The sequence below is a fragment of the Vibrio sp. Evd11 genome (assembly GCF_900382755.1).
Lineage (GTDB): Bacteria > Pseudomonadota > Gammaproteobacteria > Enterobacterales > Vibrionaceae > Vibrio > Vibrio lentus.
Genome location: NZ_OSDX01000008.1, coordinates 1 through 17,458 on the forward strand (window position 1 = coordinate 1; position 17,458 = coordinate 17,458).

The window sequence follows — 17,458 nt, forward strand, 5'->3', positions numbered from 1 at the left end:
CTTAGATAATTGGACTCCCCAACCCTAAGTCCTACAATAGTAGGGTTCAAAATAATTTGGAGATTCAAATGAACAAGACGATTGTTGGCGTTGATTTAGCTAAAAAAGTGATCCAAGTTTGTATTTATACAAACAGAAAAGTGCACTCAAATACAGAGATGACACCGAAGGCGTTTACTTATTGGTTAGTAAATTCAAGGCCTGCCACAATCGTGTTTGAAGCTTGTGGTACTTCGAATTATTGGAAGCAACTCGCCTCTTCTCATGGGCATGATGCTCGTTTAATCTCATCGAGATTAGTTGCTGTGGTCAGACAAAATCAGAAAACTGACAAAAATGATGCTTTGGCGATAGTACAAGCATCACTGTTACCTGATGTGAACTTTATTCAAGGTAAAACAGCCGAACAGCAGCAACTACAATCGATTGTCCGCTTACGAGAACTAAGCATAAGACAAAAAACCGCTTCTAAAAACCAATTGATTGCTTTGTTATCTGAATTAAATATTCAAGTCTCCAACAGAAATGGGGGGTTAAGAGCAACAATTGATGAAACCCTAGAAGACGCAGATAATGGTTTTTCACCTTCGTTTCGTCAGGCAATATCTACTGCCTGGGATCAATATTTATCGCTGGTTGAATCGATTGATATTTACGACAACTGCCTTGAAGAATCTTTGAATTATCATCCTGAATGTAAGAAGTTACTTAAAATTGAGGGCATCGGTATCCTTAATGCTGTTAACTTATATATCGCGCTCGGGTGTGCTGACATTGGAGCTTTTAGTAAAGGGAAAGCAGCCGCAGCCTGCATAGGGCTCACACCAATACAACATTCAAGTGGGGGGAGAGCTAAAATCGGTTCGATAGGAAGAGGTTTTAAAAATACTCTGTTTCGAAGCCAATTGATTACTGGTGCGATGTCGATCGTAAGCAAGGTTGCCAATCGCCCACCGAAAACAAAAAAAGAAGAGTGGCTAAAAAATTTAATTGAACGTAGAGGTAAGAAGTGTGCTGCGGTAGCGTTGGCAAATAAAAATGTCAGAACAGCATTTGCTATTTTAACTCAAGGTACAGAATATAAAGCTGAACCGTTAGTATCTTAGTAAATTGTCTTAACAGTAAAATGCATAAATTGGATGAAAATCAGTTAGTCAAAGCAGCGGGCATCTGAGAGTCTTGAACTCGTAGCTTAGATTTGCTACTAACTCGCGTAAATATCGTAGAGCCTGAGTTAGCTACTCTTGTTGAGCTCGTACATAAGTGCGCATTTATTTCTGATTTACTGACGATTACTGTTGACAATGGGGAGTCCACATAAGATACCCACTATAGTGCGGAGAGTACGGCGACCACGAAAAAGTACTGTCCAACCTCTTTCCAACTCTCATTGCCTTTTGGCCACAGCGTATTAACCACTTCCGCTGCTTCATCATATAACGCACCTTGAATGGATTCACATACGTTCATCATACTGACTACCTAGCACTTACCCGAATTGTGGTTTTCAGGAGGAACGTCCTCTCACGATTCTTTCCCCACTCAGCCCAACGGCCAAGTTTCGTTACATTGTCCGAGCCGCTGCTTTATTCAGGCTCGTAGGTTCATCTGGTGATACAGATGGTTCACTCGTTAAGCGGTGAACAACGCTTCATACGACCTCAGGTCGCACAGACAAGTCTAAGTTGTAATCGTTGGAGCCGACTTTACTTGCATAACCTTGGATCTCAATTGATGCGCTTTTGTAAGTTTCTAAAAATTCCGCCATGGTGCTGATTTGATCCGAGAATATTGGGTTAACTTCGTACGAGTCGTTTGCAAAAAGGATTTTCAACTGTCTGACTTCTTGCGAACGAATAGTTTCCCCGCAGCCAGCGTTATCCACTTGAGAACCTTCGGGTGTACCAGGGCAGGTATCTCGTGCGTTTACCACACCATCTTTGTCATCGTCTTGCAGGTCAGAAATTTGCTCCGCTTCAGGTGTCTCGATGTAGTCTTCTTCCTGCTGACTCGAACAGGCAAATAAAGTCATCGATAATACGGGAAGTAGTAAGTAAGTTATTTTCATCATTAATACTCCACGGCCGTTGTCCACTCTTCTGGAATGTCGACCAGTAGAGCATTCAATAAAGAACCTGTTGCGTTCATTACACGGTATTTAGCGTACTGCTCAGAGTAATGTGCATCGAGATAATCTTTACGGGCTTCAAATAGTTCGTTCTCGGTGTTGAGTAGATCAAGCAGAGTACGTTTACCTATTCGATATTGTTTTTCATAAGCGATAACGGTCTCCGAAGCTGAATCAACGTGATCAGATAAGAAGTTCTTTTGTTGCAGTGTTAGATCTAAGGCACTCCATGAAAGACGAAGGCCTTCCTCAACTTGGCGATAAGCACGATCTCTCAGGTCTTTCGCTTTGTTCAGTTGGTAAGCGGCGGCTTCAGAATTAGCGCTGTCTGTTCCACCGTTGTACAAGTTGTATCGCATTCTCAGCATTGCCAGTGTTTCTTGGCTCGAACCTTCATCGCCCCCCGCATCATCACGCCATGATTGAGATGCTTCAATAGAGAATGTCGGGTAGTTAACACCTTTTGATTGTTTGTATTGGAAATGCGCTGAATCGACATCTGCAGCAGCGACTTTGATGACTGGGTGTTTGTCTAGAGCATCAACAAGGGCATCGGTTAATGATAAAGGAATCATAGAAATATCGGCTCTTGGGTAAACCAAGCCTAGTGGTTCTTGACCGACTACTCTTCGAAATTGAGTATGGGTATCAATTAGGTTGTTCTGTGCGGCTAATAAATTGCCGTGAGCTTTTGCAATCCTAGCTTCTACCTGAGATACATCTGCGGTTGAGCCTATGCCTGACACAGCGCGCTTTTTGATGTCTTTATAAATTTTCTTGTGGATAGCAAGGTTACTTTCCGAAAGGGCTAAAACTTCAGTGGCTTTTACTGCGTCTAAATAGATCTGGGTGACCTCTAGCGCTTTGTCTTCGGCATCCGCTAACAGTTGTAAGAGAACCGATTCTGCTTCTGCGGCGGTACGATCAATGTCGTTTAGAGTTGATGAACCATCCTATAACAGTTGAGTCAGGGAGATTGTAGCTTCCTTTCTTGTAAGGTCTGTATCTGGGCCGTTGTTCGGTGCAGGGTTTATGCCTTCGTAACCAATACCCGCATCAAGGTCGATACTCGGTCTATAAGCTCCACCAGCGGCGTCATTTCGTTTTTGTACACTCACAAAATCATTAAAGATACTTTTTATCTCAGGGTTGGTAGCCAAGGTGATGGCAACAGCCTGTTCTAAAGTTTGAGCTGAGAGTGGAGTTGCAGCGACTAAGCAACACATGATGGATAATTTAAACAGTCTCAAAGTAGGTCTCCTTCTACTTTTAATGTCCCCGCCGTTTCCCAACTTGCGTTTAACTGCTTAATTGAAAAAGGGTATTAAACGAAGCTTAGGACATATGTGCAGAAAAGCTAAGTTTGTTGGGCTTATTTTGAATGTAAGTCGCTATCGTTATTGATTAATTTATCAGTAGTGGGAGTTTGAAAGTTTTGCCTCAGTTAATTGTGGGTTGGAACGAGGTGACTACTCAAATAGGTGAAGATATGGTGTGGACTTGTTTTAATTGTCGATGTGACGACAAGAACGTGCCAAAGGTGTTAGCTCGACTTTTAGACGTTTAAATGCACTCAATCAGGTGAAGCTTGGTGAGATCCCGCGAAGCTACAGGTGTGATATTGAGGGAGTCCAGGGGGGGAGATATGCTGTTTATATAAGCTTGGGGTTATTGAGTGTGAAGTTTGCCAGATAACCAGTGTCGGCTTATGGGTAGATGACACTGTTTAGGTCAACTAACGTTAGTGTACTTGCAGCATCTATTGTGGTTATTTTCGAACGTTAAAAGCAAAGCAAAAAAAAGCCCAAACCAACACGGTTTGGGCGGATACAAGTATAGGAGTTAATAAGGAAAATGCAGTAATTAAGAAAGCAGGGGAGAGACAAGTTTGACGGCCTGTTAAACTTCTAAATACTCTGTTTTCTACTTAATTTATGACCCGCCATTTCTATTTCAGTTCCCAGAAAATTCATTAATTTTTCCTTTTTTGTAAACATGCATCGATTCAATCGGTTAGTGAATAAAGTAATTAACTGGTACGACCAATTTGTGAAAATGTGATGTTGCTTGCTTGTTAAATAAATGTACTAAGCGTATATTTCAAACAGTTGTTTAATACGAGTGATTGAAATGGCACCAAGAAGTACAACCAAAGACAAAATCTTAGATGTGGCTGAAGGCTTATTTGCTGAGCACGGTTTTAATGACACCTCTTTACGCACCATTACGGGTAAAGCCAATGTCAATCTTGCTTCAGTGAACTACCACTTTGGCGATAAGAAGACTCTGGTTCGTGCCGTATTAAATCGATACTTAGAAGCATTTATGCCTGCACTGCAAGACGCTTTAGTGAACTTAAACTTGAACGAAACGTATTCTATGAGTGACGTGTTTGAGTCTTTAAGACAGCCGCTAAGAGCACTGAATGATGTAAGGCCAAATGGTACGAGTCGATTTATGTTACTCATCGGTCGAGGTTATACGGATGTGCAAGGTCACTTGCGTTGGTTCATTACAACTCGCTACAGCGAAGTACTGACTCTGTTTACCAGCTCAGTAATGAAAGCCAACCCGAACCTCACTCAAGAACAGTTATTTTGGCGATTACACTTCACCCTAGGGACTTGTGTATTCACCATGGCATCTAGCCAAGCTCTAATAGAAATTGCAGAGAATGACTATGACAGAAAGATAGATGCGAAGGCAGTGGTCGATATTCTCATTCCATTTTTGGCCGCTGGCATGTCAGCAAAAGAATAAAACAATAAAAAGCAAAATATTCACAAACAATATAGTGAACAAAAGGATCTGAACTATGAGCTCTCTAAGACAAAAATGGGTAAGTGACCCAGCTTTTAAACTCTTTAAAAAAGTACTACCACCACTATCTAGCACCGAGAAAGAAGCGATGGAAGCGGGTAGCGTGTGGTGGGACGGAGAGCTGTTTTCTGGTAAACCAGATTTCACGAAGCTTCACCAGTACCCAAAACCTCAGCTGACAGCAGAAGAGCAATCGTTCATGGATAATGAACTTGAAACTTTGCTCGCTATGCTTGATGACCACAAAATTGTAAAAGAAGATCGAGACCTTCCTGAAGAGGTGTGGAACTTCTTACGCAAAGAGCGTTTCTTCTCGCTAATTATCGCGAAAGGGTACGGTGGTCGTGAATTTTCGGCGCACGCCAACTCTACAATCGTAACTAAGATAGCAACGCGTAGTATCAGTACTGCGGTTTCGGTAATGGTTCCAAACTCTCTTGGCCCTGGTGAGCTACTGTCTCACTACGGTACTCAAGATCAAAAAGACTACTGGCTACCACGTCTTGCTGACGGTACAGATATCCCATGTTTCGCATTAACAGGCCCTGAAGCGGGTTCTGATGCGGGTGGTATCCCTGATGTCGGGACTGTGTGTATGGGCATGCACGAAGGTAAAGAGACACTAGGCATCAAGCTTAATTGGAACAAGCGTTACATTACGCTAGCACCAGTGGCGACAGTACTTGGTCTGGCTTTCAAACTTCACGATCCAGAAAAGCTATTGGGTGACAAAGAAGACATCGGTATCACCTGTGCGCTTATCCCGGCAGACCACGAAGGTGTTGTGATTGGTGAGCGCCATGATCCACTTGGTCTTGCGTTTATGAATGGTCCAACACGCGGTCACGATGTATTTATTCCTATGGAATGGTTAATCGGTGGCGCAGATTACGCAGGTAAAGGCTGGCGTATGCTGGTGGAATGTCTGTCTGCAGGTCGTGGTATCTCATTACCAGCACTTGGCACGGCGATGGGCCACCTAACGGCGAAAACGACCGGTGCATACGCTTATGTTCGTAAGCAGTTCGGTATGTCGATTGGTAAGTTTGAAGGTGTTGCGGAGAGCTTAGGTCGTATTGGTGGTTTAACGTATCTATTAGAAGCGACTCGCACACTGACAACCACTTCACTTGATATGAAAGAGAAGCCGGGTATCGTAACGGCTATCGCCAAATACCACATGACAGAAATGGCACGTACTATTCTGAATGACTCAATGGATATCCATTCAGGTCGTGCAATTCAAGATGGCCCAATGAACTACTTGGCTGCGCCTTACCTAGGTATTCCAGTTGCTATCACAGTAGAAGGTGCGAACATCCTAACTCGTAACCTGATGATCTTCGGTCAAGGTGCGACACGTTGTCACCCATACGTATTGAGCGAAATGGAAGCGGCAGCGAACCCAGACGAGAAGCAAGGTGCAAAAGACTTTGATAGCTTGTTGTTCAAGCACATCTCACACGCAACTAAAAACACGTTTGGCGCATTTGGTGCAGCACTGACAGGCTCTAAGTTCATTAAAGCCGACATGAGCGGTCCAACTAAGCCTTACTACCAAGACCTGACTCGTTTGAGCCGTGCGCTTGCAGTCAGTGCGGATTTCGCAATGCTGACGCTAGGTGGTGAACTGAAACGTAAAGAGCTTATCTCTGCGCGTTTGGGTGATGGTCTAAGTTACCTATACATGGCTTCTGCTGCACTTAAGAAGTATGAAGACGAAGGTCGCCAACAAGCTGACCTAGACTACGTACACTACGCGGTTCAACATTGTTTCCACAATGCGGCTAAATCACTACAAGAAGCGTACCGTAACTTTCCGAACAAGATGGTGGGTAAAGTACTTAAAGGTCTAGTATTCCCTGTAGGTAACCACTTCGAAAAACCGAGTGATAACCTAACAGTTCAACTAGCAGAAAGCTTGATGACTCCGGGTGCACACCGTGAACGTCTGACTCACCTTTGCTACATCGGCAAGGAAGAGGATGATAGTGTTGGCCTTATGGAGAACGCTTTCAATGCGATGTACAGCATCAAGCCTCTGGAGCGTAAGATCTTCCAAGCAGTGAAAGAAGGCAAAGTGGCTCGTAAAGGCTTGCTGGCAGATAAACTGGCTCAAGCACTTGCTGCTGATGTTCTGACGCAAGAAGAAGTCGACCAAATTGTTGCTGCTGATAAACTTCGTTACACAGCGATTCAAGTTGACCACTTCAGTCATGACTTTAGTGAAACTTTGACGCGAAAAGAGTTAAAACCTAAGCTAAATAGCGTTGCTTAGATAACGAAATGATAAAAGGTACCTAATAAGGTGCCTTTTTTGTTTTTGTCGTATAAGTCTCAATAGAAGCGTTAACAAATGGCGACTTAGTCAGCAAATATTAGTTGAGTGCTCCAACCACTGGTATTTTCACCACATTTTTACAGAAATTAGATGCCATTTGCGCACGAAACTCTTATCCTTAACCTGATTTTTTAAGGAAGTTGAATATGATCATCAAACCTCGAATTCGCGGATTCATCTGTACTACAACACATCCAGTCGGTTGTGAAGCTAATGTAAAAGAACAAATTGCTTACACAAAAGCTCAAGGCCCAATCGCAAACGCACCTAAACGTGTACTAGTTGTTGGCTCTTCAAGTGGCTACGGCTTGTCTTCACGTATTGCGGCAGCATTTGGTGGCGGCGCTTCTACTATCGGTGTTTTCTTCGAGAAAGCCGGTACTGAGAAAAAAACTGGCACAGCTGGTTTCTACAACTCAGCAGCGTTCGACAAGCTAGCTAAAGAAGAAGGCCTGTATTCAAAAAGCCTTAACGGCGATGCTTTCTCTAACGAAGCAAAACAGAAAACAATTGACCTGATCAAAGAAGACCTAGGTCAGATCGATATGGTTGTGTACTCACTGGCGTCTCCAGTGCGTAAAATGCCAGAGACTGGCGAAGTAATTCGTTCAGCTCTTAAGCCTATCGGCGAAACGTACACATCTACAGCGGTAGATACAAACAAAGATGCGATCATCGAAGCAAGTGTTGAGCCTGCTACTGAAGAAGAGATCAAAGACACTGTTACTGTAATGGGCGGTGAAGATTGGGAACTTTGGATCAACGCACTTTCTGAAGCGGGTGTTCTAGCTGACGGTTGTAAGACTGTTGCTTACAGCTACATCGGTACTGAACTAACGTGGCCAATCTACTGGGATGGCGCACTAGGTAAAGCTAAGATGGATCTAGATCGTGCAGCATCAGCGCTAAACGAAAAACTAGGCCAAACTGGCGGTACTGCAAACGTTGCTGTTCTTAAATCTGTTGTGACTCAAGCAAGTTCTGCGATTCCTGTTATGCCTCTTTACATCGCTATGGTGTTCAAGAAGATGCGTGAAGAAGGTATTCACGAAGGTTGTATGGAACAGATCTTCCGTATGTTCAGCCAACGTCTATACAAAGAAGATGGCAGCGCAGCAGAAGTTGATGAAGTGAACCGTCTACGTCTAGACGACCTAGAGCTTCGTGACGACATTCAAGAGCATTGTCGTAACCTATGGCCTCAAATCACAACTGAAAACCTGAAAGAACTGACTGACTACGTAGAGTACAAAGAAGAGTTCTTGAAGCTGTTCGGTTTCGGTGTTGAAGGCGTTGATTACGAAGCTGACGTTAACCCAGCTGTTGAATTTGATGTAGCTGACATCTAATTCAAACAATCGAATAAAACGAAATAGGCGCTCACTGAGCGCCTATTTTTTTGTTTTAAAAGTAGATATGGAAAAGTAAAAGCAGATACGGGATTCGAGTGGCGAGATTCGAAGAGGTTTAAGAGCAGATACGAGTATCGGGATGCGAAGAGATTTAAGAGCAAGCGGAAGAGAAGAACTAACAAAAAATGCACTAATCCAAAGATGAATTAGTGCATTCGAAATATCTAAGCTTGGTTGCTTTAAAGCCGCAGCTACTAGCTAATTATGATGATGAAGGTGCCTGCTAAGGTCATCAATATATTGGCAATCGCGTACGTACCCGCGTAACCAAGAGCAGGGATAGTTGAGCGAGCGTGGTCATTTACGATGTCCATCGCCGGAGCACAGGTTCGCGCGCCAATGATGGCACCAAATAGTAGAGCTCGGTTCATCTTCAATATGTAAGCACCGACTAAGTAAGCGAAGAATACCGGCAGAACACTCACTACTAGAGCAATACCGATGACCTGAGGGCCTACTTGCGTTAAGTGTTCAAACATCTTACCACCGGCGCTCAAGCCGATACCGACCATGAAGAACATCAAACCTAAGTCTTTGACCATGTTCAACGCCCCCTGAGGCACATAACCGAAAGTAGGGTGGTTCGCCCTTAAGAAGCCAAGCATGATGCCTGATAGAAGCAGCCCGACCGCATTACCTAAGCCAAATGAAACCTGACCGAATGTCATGGTGATCAAACCAAACAAAATGCCCAGAATGAAGAAGCTACAGAAGGCCATCAAGTCGGCCATTTGACTGTGGATTGAGATGAAACCAATTTTCTCAGCTAGACCGTGAACGCGACTCTTTTCACCGCTGACCTGCAGTACATCACCTTTAGAAAGCACGATGTTTAAGTCCATCGGCATTTCAATTTGAGCACGTACTACGCGGTTAAGGAAACAACCGTATTCAGACAGGTTTAAGTCTGACAGGCGTTTACCTGCGATGCTGTCACTTTTAACGACGATCTCTTCTTCCACGATACGTAGGTCGAGAAGGTTACGGTCGAAAACCTCTTTACCATTACGGAAGCTTGGGTCGAGACGCGCGTGGCTATCAGGGAAACCAACCAATGCAATTTCATCACCTTCTTGCAGGATTGCATCACCATCAGGGTGGGCAAGAATACCGTTACGACGAATACGCTCGATGTAACAGCCCGTTTGGCGATAAATACCCAGTTCACGCAGGTTCTTACCGTCAGTCCAAGATATAAGCTCTTGTCCTACACGGTAAGCTCGTATGATTGGAAGGTAAACCTTACGTTGCCCTGAAGCACCTAAGCCACGCTCTTGGGCGATTTGCTCAGCTGAATCGTGTAGGTTAACTTTCTGAAGCTTTGGAATAAGGCGAGCAAACATAATCATGCTGATTAAGCCAACTAAGTAAGCCATCGCATAACCAACTGATAGGTTTTCGATGATCAGGCCTATATCCATGTTTCTTGGTAATTCTGCAAGCCCAGAATTCAGAGCATCTTGAGCACCTACTAATATCGGCGTTGCTGTTAAGGCCCCCGCCATCATGCCTGCGGATAAACCAAAGCCCAGCCCGAGGTAATGGCTGCTGAAATACGTTAAAGCAATTGCGGTAGAGAGCACCACAAGGCTCAGAATGAGATAGTGCTTACCGTCTCTAAAGAAGATACCAAAGAAGTTTGGTCCTGCTTCAATACCCACACAGTAGATGAAAAGCATGAAGCCAATCGTGAGCGCATCAGCGTTAAACGAAAAACCAAGATGTCCCATGATAAGGGAAGTAATCAGAACACCGATTGAATTGCCAAGTTGGAGGCTACCGAAACGAATTTTACCAATGGCTAATCCAATCGATAAAACAACAAAGATGAGGAGAATGGGGTTTTGTTCTAACAGAAAAACAACGTCGATATTCACAGTGGTCGCTCAATAATTGGCGTGAAACACAGGGTAAGTTTGAGAGGTGAATTGTATCTAAATATAAATAAAATATAAGCGATATTTTGCTATTTTACTTGATTTTGACTTTATTATTATTCCGTACGAAAACTGGTCATAAAAAAGCCCGCTACAGTGAGCGGGCTTGATATAAATCGTACAGTCTAACGTTTAAATTGGTTAGCTGTTTTAGGCTTTAGCCTTGGATCTCGTAAGAGAAGTCTTAGCTTAGTCGAAAAGACCTAGGTTTTCTTTTGCGTATGCTTCAAATTCTGTGCAGCCGCCGATGTGGTCTTGATCGATGAAAATTTGTGGCACTGTATCTACTGGTTTACCAACAGTCTTCTCTAGGTCAGCTTTGCTGATGCCTTCAGCGTGGATGTCAACGTAACGGTAGTTGAAGTCATCGCGTTTAGCTTTAAGAGTTTCAGCATGCTCTTTTGCACGAACACAGAATGGGCAAGCAGGGCGACCAAAAATAACTACAAACATTTAATTTCTCCTAAATACGGGATGAGGCTCGTTAACTCTATTATGTTAACTATTCTTTAGTGAATGCCACTCAAAATTTCTTAAAACCAACTATGCCTCAATGCTATGGGGAAATAAAGATGGAATTGCCTCTTAATACGATAGCTTTTACCTATCAGCGCAAATATTCACCATAAATAGAAAGGGGCTCGCAAACTGCCTGTCACCATCGTTGAGTACCCACAAATTGAGAGTGTGAATTACCCCTAAAAATACGACTTTAATCCATCTTTAACGCCACAAGTTGCACCTCGTCAAAAAAAGCGCCTACAGAACGAGGCATCTTAATAGTGATGCACGATACAAAGGCTAAATTCCAATAACCAAGAGTTCGCAGTTTTGTTTGGTCATAGGCGCAGGAGGCACCATGTTTCAATTTATGACACCTACAAAGATCATCTTTGGTGATGGAGCACTTCAGGCTTCATTGTCCCTCTTTAATCAATACGGCTACAGCGTGTTATTGGTTACTGGCAACACTTTAGAACGCACTTCACTGGTCACCGATTACCTCGATGCGCAAAACATGCGTTATCAACACATTGCCGTTTCCGGTGAACCCAATATCAAAATGGTCGAAGAGGCTGCCACGTCTGCTCGGCGATTTAAACCCGATATGGTGATGGCAATGGGTGGCGGCAGTGCAATTGATATGGGAAAAGCGTTAGCTGCTGTTTTACCTAACCAAGGTAATTTATACGACTATGTGGAAGTCGTCGGTCGGAATGTACCACTCAAGGCTAAACCACTGCCGTTCATTGCGATTCCTACAACGGCGAGTACGGGCGCTGAGGTCACAAGAAATGCGGTGCTTAAGTCTGGACAAGATCAAGTCAAGATAAGCCTTAGAAGTCCAGACATGCTAGCTGACGTCGCGATTGTCGACCCGACCTTAACGTACGGCACCAACTTGTATTTATCAGGACGTGGAGCCATGGATGCCTTTACGCATCTAATGGAAGCATATGTGTGTGGTGAGCCTAATTCGCTCACCGATATGATCTGTGAGGAAGGGCTAAGCAAACTAAGTGGTTCTGTGGTTAAAGCGTGCGTTTATGATGAACCTCAAGCTCGTTCTGATCTTGCCTTCGCTTCTATGTTGGGTGGAATAGCGATAACCAATGCCAAGCTTGGAGCTGCGCATGGATTAGCCTCTGCGTTAGGTGGCAAGATATCCGCACCACACAGTGTTATAACAGCGCGCTTAGCGCCATTTGTGATGATGGAGAACATCGCTGTTGCGAGAGAACAGCAGAGAGGTGACATATTAGCTCGCTATCAACGAATTGCTCAAATTGTTACAGGGAGCTCTGAGGCGAAAGAGGAAGACGCGATTTCTTGGTTATCTGAAGTGTTGGACACGCTAAAGCTTCCAAGCTTACTGGAGTTTGGTGTCTGCGAAGCTCAGTTTGATGAGGTGTCTAGTGACGCGCTTAAGTCTGTTGCTATAAAGGGAAATCCTTTACCGTTGAATCAACAGAGGCTTGTGCATATCCTTCAGCAGGTTTGTGAGGAGTGTGACTGTGGAGGTGAATACCATGAGACAGCTTCGATGAGTCAAGATGCTCAACGTGCCCCAGAACAGGTTACGGAGTCGAGTTTTACCATTATCAACTCTTATGCGTCTGAAAATAATGTAGTAGAGAAAGGTAATAGCTGGACGATCTAATAACAGAAAGTAGAAAGCACACATAACGAGAAAGCTAAGCTAACTCGGGACAAATAAAAACGGAGCACTAGGCTCCGTTTTTTAATTCAACTTGTTCTCAGGTCATGTATTAGCAGACTAGAACTGAGAGTATTTCTCGTAACGTGAATCACGAAGTGACTCTTTCACACGCTTTAGGTTCTCTCTGAAACCAGAACCACGACGAAGCGTGAAGCCTGTCGCTAAGACGTCGATCACCGTCATCTGAACAACGCGGCTTGCCATTGGCATGTAAACGTCAGTGTCTTCTGGAACATCCAGCGAAATAGACAGCGAGCTTGCTTTGTCTAGCGGTGAATCTTTTGCTGTGATAGCAATGACGGTCGCGCCGTTTTCACGAGCAAGGTTCGCAATCTCAACTTGGCTTTTAGTACGGCCAGTGTGAGAGATAAGAACAATAACATCGTTATCACTGCAGTTAATGCAGCTCATTCGTTGCATCACAATGTCTTCAAAACACGTGATAGGGATATTAAAACGAATAAACTTGTTTTGAGCGTCTTTCGCTACGGCAGAAGAAGCTCCCAATCCAAAAAACGAAATGCGTTTTGCTTGAGTCAGCAAGTCAACCGCACGGTTTACTTGCATCGCGTCTAGGCTGTTTTTAGCAACATCCAGACAAGCCATAGTCGATTCGAAAATCTTATGTGTGTAAGCATCTGGGCCATCGTCTTCTTCAACATTACGGTTCACGTAAGGTGTACCGTTCGCCAAGCTTTGAGCTAGGTGAAGTTTAAAGTCAGGAAAGCCCTTAGTGTCTAAACGACGACAGAAACGGTTAACTGTAGGCTCACTTACGTCAGCCATTTTAGCTAAGGTAGCAATGCTAGAATGAATTGCAGTTTGAGGGGAAGCCATGATTACTTCGGCTACCTTACGCTCAGACTTGCTGAAATTTTCCAGGTTTTTTTGTATTTTTTCTAATGTATTCATAGTGTTCACAAGGGTATAGAGAACAACTTGCTAGTTAATATCTTTTACCAGGGGGTATGGCTGAAACAAACATAAGAAAATACAAAACCAAACTTATATTCGGTATTGTAAATTCTACTGCATCAAAGAGATATCAAGCTAACTAGCACCATAGAGTCAGTATAAACCCAACATACTATTCACTAATACAAAAACACGGCATCAATGCTTAAGAATATGACAAACCTCAACAAAATTTTAGAAAACTACAGAATTGGAAGAGGGTTTGAGCAAAAAGAATGCAAATTGAGTATGAACTGACAGCTAAGTTACATCAAAAAGAAAGAAATTTTCAATTTGATGCAACTAAAATTGAATGGCTAGGCGTTGATTAGCTTAACCAATTTGGTGATTTTACTCATCAAGTTGGGTGCTAGTTTAGAGATTTCACGCTGTTCTTCAAGCACTGAAGAGAGAATATCGTTGCCCGTCAGTGGGTTTGCTAATACTACACGGAAAACGATGATTGGCTGATGCGCCCATATTTCGGGGTTTAAGCGGGTTCGCGATACGAAAGACTTGCCCGTTTCACGTTGCTTCTTCTGAATAAACTTGGTCAGTTCATTCAGTAACTCATTCAGTTCAACACGCTCTGGTGCTTTAGCCTTGAGTAGTGCTGCTTTGACTGATTCAGGCACATAGCGATAGGTCAGTAGGCAAAGCTCAGGCTCTGAAACCAGTTCGAAGTCGTTTTGATCTTTAATCAGGTCAGCAAAGTAGCGCGCTTTGTTGATGCTTTGGTCGATCAGTAGCTCATAGCCAGGACGGCTGATGATATGCATCGAAGCATAAACGAGCATCGCCATACCAGAACGAGAGCCTTCTAGAGTGTGGCTACCTAGGTCTTTCGAACCCTTACGCAATATGTATTGAGCGTGATGTTCAATCGCTGTCATCGCGTCTGGCTTCTTAAACAAAACCATACCCGCACCCATAGGGATGTAGAGCTGTTTATGTGCATCTATCGTGACAGAATCCGCTAACTCAATACCATCAAGTAAATGACGATGATTATTCGACATCAACGTTGCGCCGCCCCAAGCGGCATCAACATGGAAATGACAATCGGATTCGGCACAGACTTCTGCAATGTCTCTTAGAGGGTCGATATTACCAGTTTCGGTTGTACCAGCCACACCAATGACAGCGAAAGGCTTTATCTTATTCTGCTTGAGCTGTTCAATCTTGAGTCTTAGATCGTCTGTACAAATGCGGTTGTCGTTATCCGTTTTAACAGACACTAGACCTTCTTGACCAATACCAAGGACATCCGCTGCTTTTTTCAGAGAGTAGTGACCACGTTCAGAAACCAAGATAGCAAGGCCTTCGTAGCCGTAGTGCTTCATGGCTTTAAATAAGCCTTCTTTTTCCACACCTTTGAACGAACCTTGTGCTTTTAGTGCATTGTTACGAGCAACCCAAAGCGCAGTAATATTCGCGATGGTACCGCCAGAACAAAACGCTCCTAAAGAGTGGTTGGCACTGTGCATCCAGCGAGAATAAAACTGGTCGCTATCCTGATAAATCAGGCGATGTAACATACCCAGAACTTGACGTTCTAGGGGAGTGAAAGCTTTTGAGGTCTCGATTTTTACTAGATTCTGATTGAGCGCAATCATGATTTTTGACAGCGGCATCAGGAAATAGGGTAGCGCAGACGTCATGTGACCAATAAAACTTGGCGACGACGTATGTACAGAATGAGATACAAGAGAATCGAGGAGATGCTCAGTATGTTCAGAAACAAACTCAGGCTGCTCTGGGATATGAGCATTTGAAAAATCTTTCTCAATTTCACGCAGCGGCTTTTCTTCAGCCACAATATGTTCACGTAAGAATTGATTCAGGTTTCGTGAAAGTTTGTCTTCGATTTGAGTGAGTGTTGAGTCCGGGCCTTCTGGTACTGTAAAGATACGTAGAAGACTGTCGAAGCTAACATCTGCTGTTTTTTGTTCCGTAACCATAGCAAGCGAGTTATTTTTCTTATATTGACGCGAGCGGGACAATTTAAACGAAAACGGGAACAATGTCCCGTCTTAATTATGAAATCCAACTTCCCACAAAAGCATAGTAAATCAAGGGTTATTTACACTTGATCGCTTCAAGTTTAGCTATCGACTGGTTGTAACGCTGTAGTGCAGTGTCGATTTGCTTAGGGTGGCTAAGCAGCTCAGCAAACGCTGAACGTAGCTCGTAGTTTTGAGCGTGAGGTGTTGATTGACGGTCGTCGAACGTCTGTTTCGCAATTTTTCCAAGCTCATCATCGCGTGTTGATAGCGTCTTAATATCGTGCTGTTCTAGTTGTAACCAACCTTCAACAGACTGAGCTGTCGCAACTTTGCTTGGATCATTCACTAAGTAGTAGTTTACCGCCGCGCGGTTGAGTTCAAAATGGTGTTTACGGCCTTCTAGGAACCACTCACTGACTTCTTCGAGCTCTGGATATTGCTCAGAGGTTAACGCAGCAAGATCAGCATACCAATTCAAAGAAGCGTCGATGTACGCATCGTATTTTGTTGCTTGGCACTGGTTTGTTTCAGACATTGAATCTGCTGCAAAAGAGAAAGTAGAAGTTGAAGCTAGCAGTAATGCGACGCAAAGGCGTTTCATAGTGGTTCCTTTTGTAAGTTTATTCTTTTTATTTCGGTAACTGTATCGGTATCTTGGGCTTTGGTATTCAGAGATGCATTCTAATCTAAAACAATCGCTATTCCTGCGATCTAGTTAGCAAGAGATACAAAGAACAACATCATAATAGGGACGAGAAGACTCAATATAAACCCGCTGACGATGGCGATAGGGACACATCGAACTCCCCCTGTTGTTTGAATCACAGGCAAAGTGAAGTCCATCGCGGTGGCACCTGCATAACCAATAGAAGTACACGGATAACTGCGAATCAGCACCGGGATCAGTACTAGGGCTACCAACTCTCTCAGTAGTTCGAGCATGAACGAAGCACCACCATAAACAGGGCCAAAAGCGTCACCGATTAGAATGCCTGCGAGGGAATACCAACCGAAGCCGGATGACATCGCCAAGGCTTTGAAGAGGGGAATATCAAGTAAGTAAGCGGCAATTACACCACCGATCATTGAGGTCACAATAATCGTAAGAGCGATCACCATACCGTGTTTGTTCAGTAAGATTTGTCTAAGGGTCAATCCGCTATTACGCAGTTGAATGCCAATAAAGAACAGAAGAACGAATAGGATCCATTCACTTGCCGTATCGACCCAATCGAGCCCGATTGGGAGAACCAAGCCTGCAACGAGGCCAGAACCGACCACCAGAATCAACTTTGCCGATTCCATCGCCATTGAAGACAGGGGGAGCTTTTTCTGGCTGCTGTCAGTTTTAAGCGGCAGTAATTTATCGATTGCTGGCAGCGTCATTAGGTTGCATACGCTTAAACAGACAAAGAAAGTGACAGTATAAAGAAGGATTGTCTGTAGATTACTGCCTAAATTATCGAGCGCGGCTAGGCTCAGCCCCATAAGCGAGAGGATTACGTAGATCAGCCTAGACGTCGAGCGGTTAATGAACTCTAACGTCTGGGTGTTTGATATAGAAAAAAGATACCCCACGACGAGTGGCGCAAATATAAAGATCATCCCTGTAAACATGCTTTCCCTTTTACATTCACTT

At 43.8% G+C, this 17,458-nt stretch carries 12 protein-coding genes and 2 pseudogenes; 5 read left to right on the forward strand and 9 right to left on the reverse strand.

All coding sequences use genetic code 11. The features are described from left to right. Window positions 1-68: 68 nt before the first annotated feature. Entirely contained in the window at window positions 69-1,106 is a 1,038-nt protein-coding gene (locus ED652_RS05015) for an IS110 family transposase (protein ID WP_122053726.1), read from the forward strand. Window positions 1,107-1,329: 223 nt separating this feature from the next. On the opposite strand, the gene ED652_RS05020 is transcribed toward ED652_RS05015, so the two are convergent. The 3 genes and pseudogenes from ED652_RS05020 to ED652_RS05030 form a co-directional block, all read right to left on the reverse strand. Further along, complete coding sequence (locus ED652_RS05020) at window positions 1,330-1,473, reverse strand: hypothetical protein (protein ID WP_162497971.1); 144 nt, start codon at window positions 1,471-1,473, stop codon at window positions 1,330-1,332. A gap of 199 nt (window positions 1,474-1,672) precedes the next feature. Then, window positions 1,673-2,071: pseudogene (locus tag ED652_RS05025) on the reverse strand (OmpA family protein); the annotation flags it as partial. Further along, a pseudogene (locus ED652_RS05030) lies at window positions 2,071-3,378 on the reverse strand (TolC family outer membrane protein). The pseudogenes ED652_RS05025 and ED652_RS05030, both read right to left, overlap by 1 nt. Window positions 3,379-4,258: 880 nt before the next feature. Between ED652_RS05030 and ED652_RS05035 the strand changes: the two are divergent. The 3 genes from ED652_RS05035 (at window position 4,259) to fabV (ending at window position 8,638) form a co-directional block, all read left to right on the forward strand. Further along, window positions 4,259-4,888, forward strand: a complete 630-nt coding sequence (locus ED652_RS05035) for a TetR/AcrR family transcriptional regulator (RefSeq protein ID WP_029223634.1) — start codon at window positions 4,259-4,261, stop codon at window positions 4,886-4,888. Window positions 4,889-4,943: 55 nt separating this feature from the next. Then, window positions 4,944-7,226, forward strand: a complete 2,283-nt coding sequence (locus ED652_RS05040) for an acyl-CoA dehydrogenase (RefSeq protein ID WP_017111637.1) — start codon at window positions 4,944-4,946, stop codon at window positions 7,224-7,226. A 209-nt stretch (window positions 7,227-7,435) separates the two neighbouring features. Next, complete coding sequence (gene fabV / locus ED652_RS05045; protein ID WP_029223635.1) at window positions 7,436-8,638, forward strand: enoyl-ACP reductase FabV; 1,203 nt, start codon at window positions 7,436-7,438, stop codon at window positions 8,636-8,638. Between the two features lie 257 nt (window positions 8,639-8,895). Here the strand turns inward: fabV and ED652_RS05050 are convergent, their stop codons facing one another. Then, window positions 8,896-10,578 (reverse strand): aspartate:alanine antiporter, encoded by a 1,683-nt coding sequence (locus ED652_RS05050; protein WP_017111638.1) that lies wholly within the window; start codon window positions 10,576-10,578, stop codon window positions 8,896-8,898. A gap of 249 nt (window positions 10,579-10,827) precedes the next feature. Further along, window positions 10,828-11,091 carry a GrxA family glutaredoxin gene (locus ED652_RS05055; RefSeq protein WP_009847069.1) on the reverse strand — a complete coding sequence of 88 codons (264 nt, stop codon included), beginning with the start codon at window positions 11,089-11,091 and terminating at the stop codon, window positions 10,828-10,830. Window positions 11,092-11,497: 406 nt separating this feature from the next. On the opposite strand from ED652_RS05055, the gene ED652_RS05060 reads away from it, so the two are divergent. After that, a complete protein-coding gene (locus tag ED652_RS05060; RefSeq protein ID WP_122053727.1) occupies window positions 11,498-12,799 on the forward strand; it encodes an iron-containing alcohol dehydrogenase in 1,302 nt (433 codons plus the stop codon). 117 nt (window positions 12,800-12,916) lie between these two features. Here the strand turns inward: ED652_RS05060 and ED652_RS05065 are convergent, their stop codons facing one another. The 4 genes from ED652_RS05065 to ED652_RS05080 form a co-directional block, all read right to left on the reverse strand. Further along, window positions 12,917-13,771: a MurR/RpiR family transcriptional regulator gene (locus ED652_RS05065; RefSeq protein WP_004734686.1), complete on the reverse strand. Its 855-nt coding sequence runs from the start codon at window positions 13,769-13,771 to the stop codon at window positions 12,917-12,919. Between the two features lie 359 nt (window positions 13,772-14,130). After that, window positions 14,131-15,774 carry a pyridoxal-dependent aspartate 1-decarboxylase PanP gene (panP, locus tag ED652_RS05070; RefSeq protein WP_017101464.1) on the reverse strand — a complete coding sequence of 548 codons (1,644 nt, stop codon included), beginning with the start codon at window positions 15,772-15,774 and terminating at the stop codon, window positions 14,131-14,133. Window positions 15,775-15,892: 118 nt separating this feature from the next. After that, window positions 15,893-16,420 carry a hypothetical protein gene (locus ED652_RS05075; protein WP_017111640.1) on the reverse strand — a complete coding sequence of 176 codons (528 nt, stop codon included), beginning with the start codon at window positions 16,418-16,420 and terminating at the stop codon, window positions 15,893-15,895. 110 nt (window positions 16,421-16,530) lie between these two features. Next, window positions 16,531-17,436, reverse strand: a complete 906-nt coding sequence (locus tag ED652_RS05080; RefSeq protein ID WP_122053728.1) for a lysine exporter LysO family protein — start codon at window positions 17,434-17,436, stop codon at window positions 16,531-16,533. Window positions 17,437-17,458: the final 22 nt, after the last annotated feature.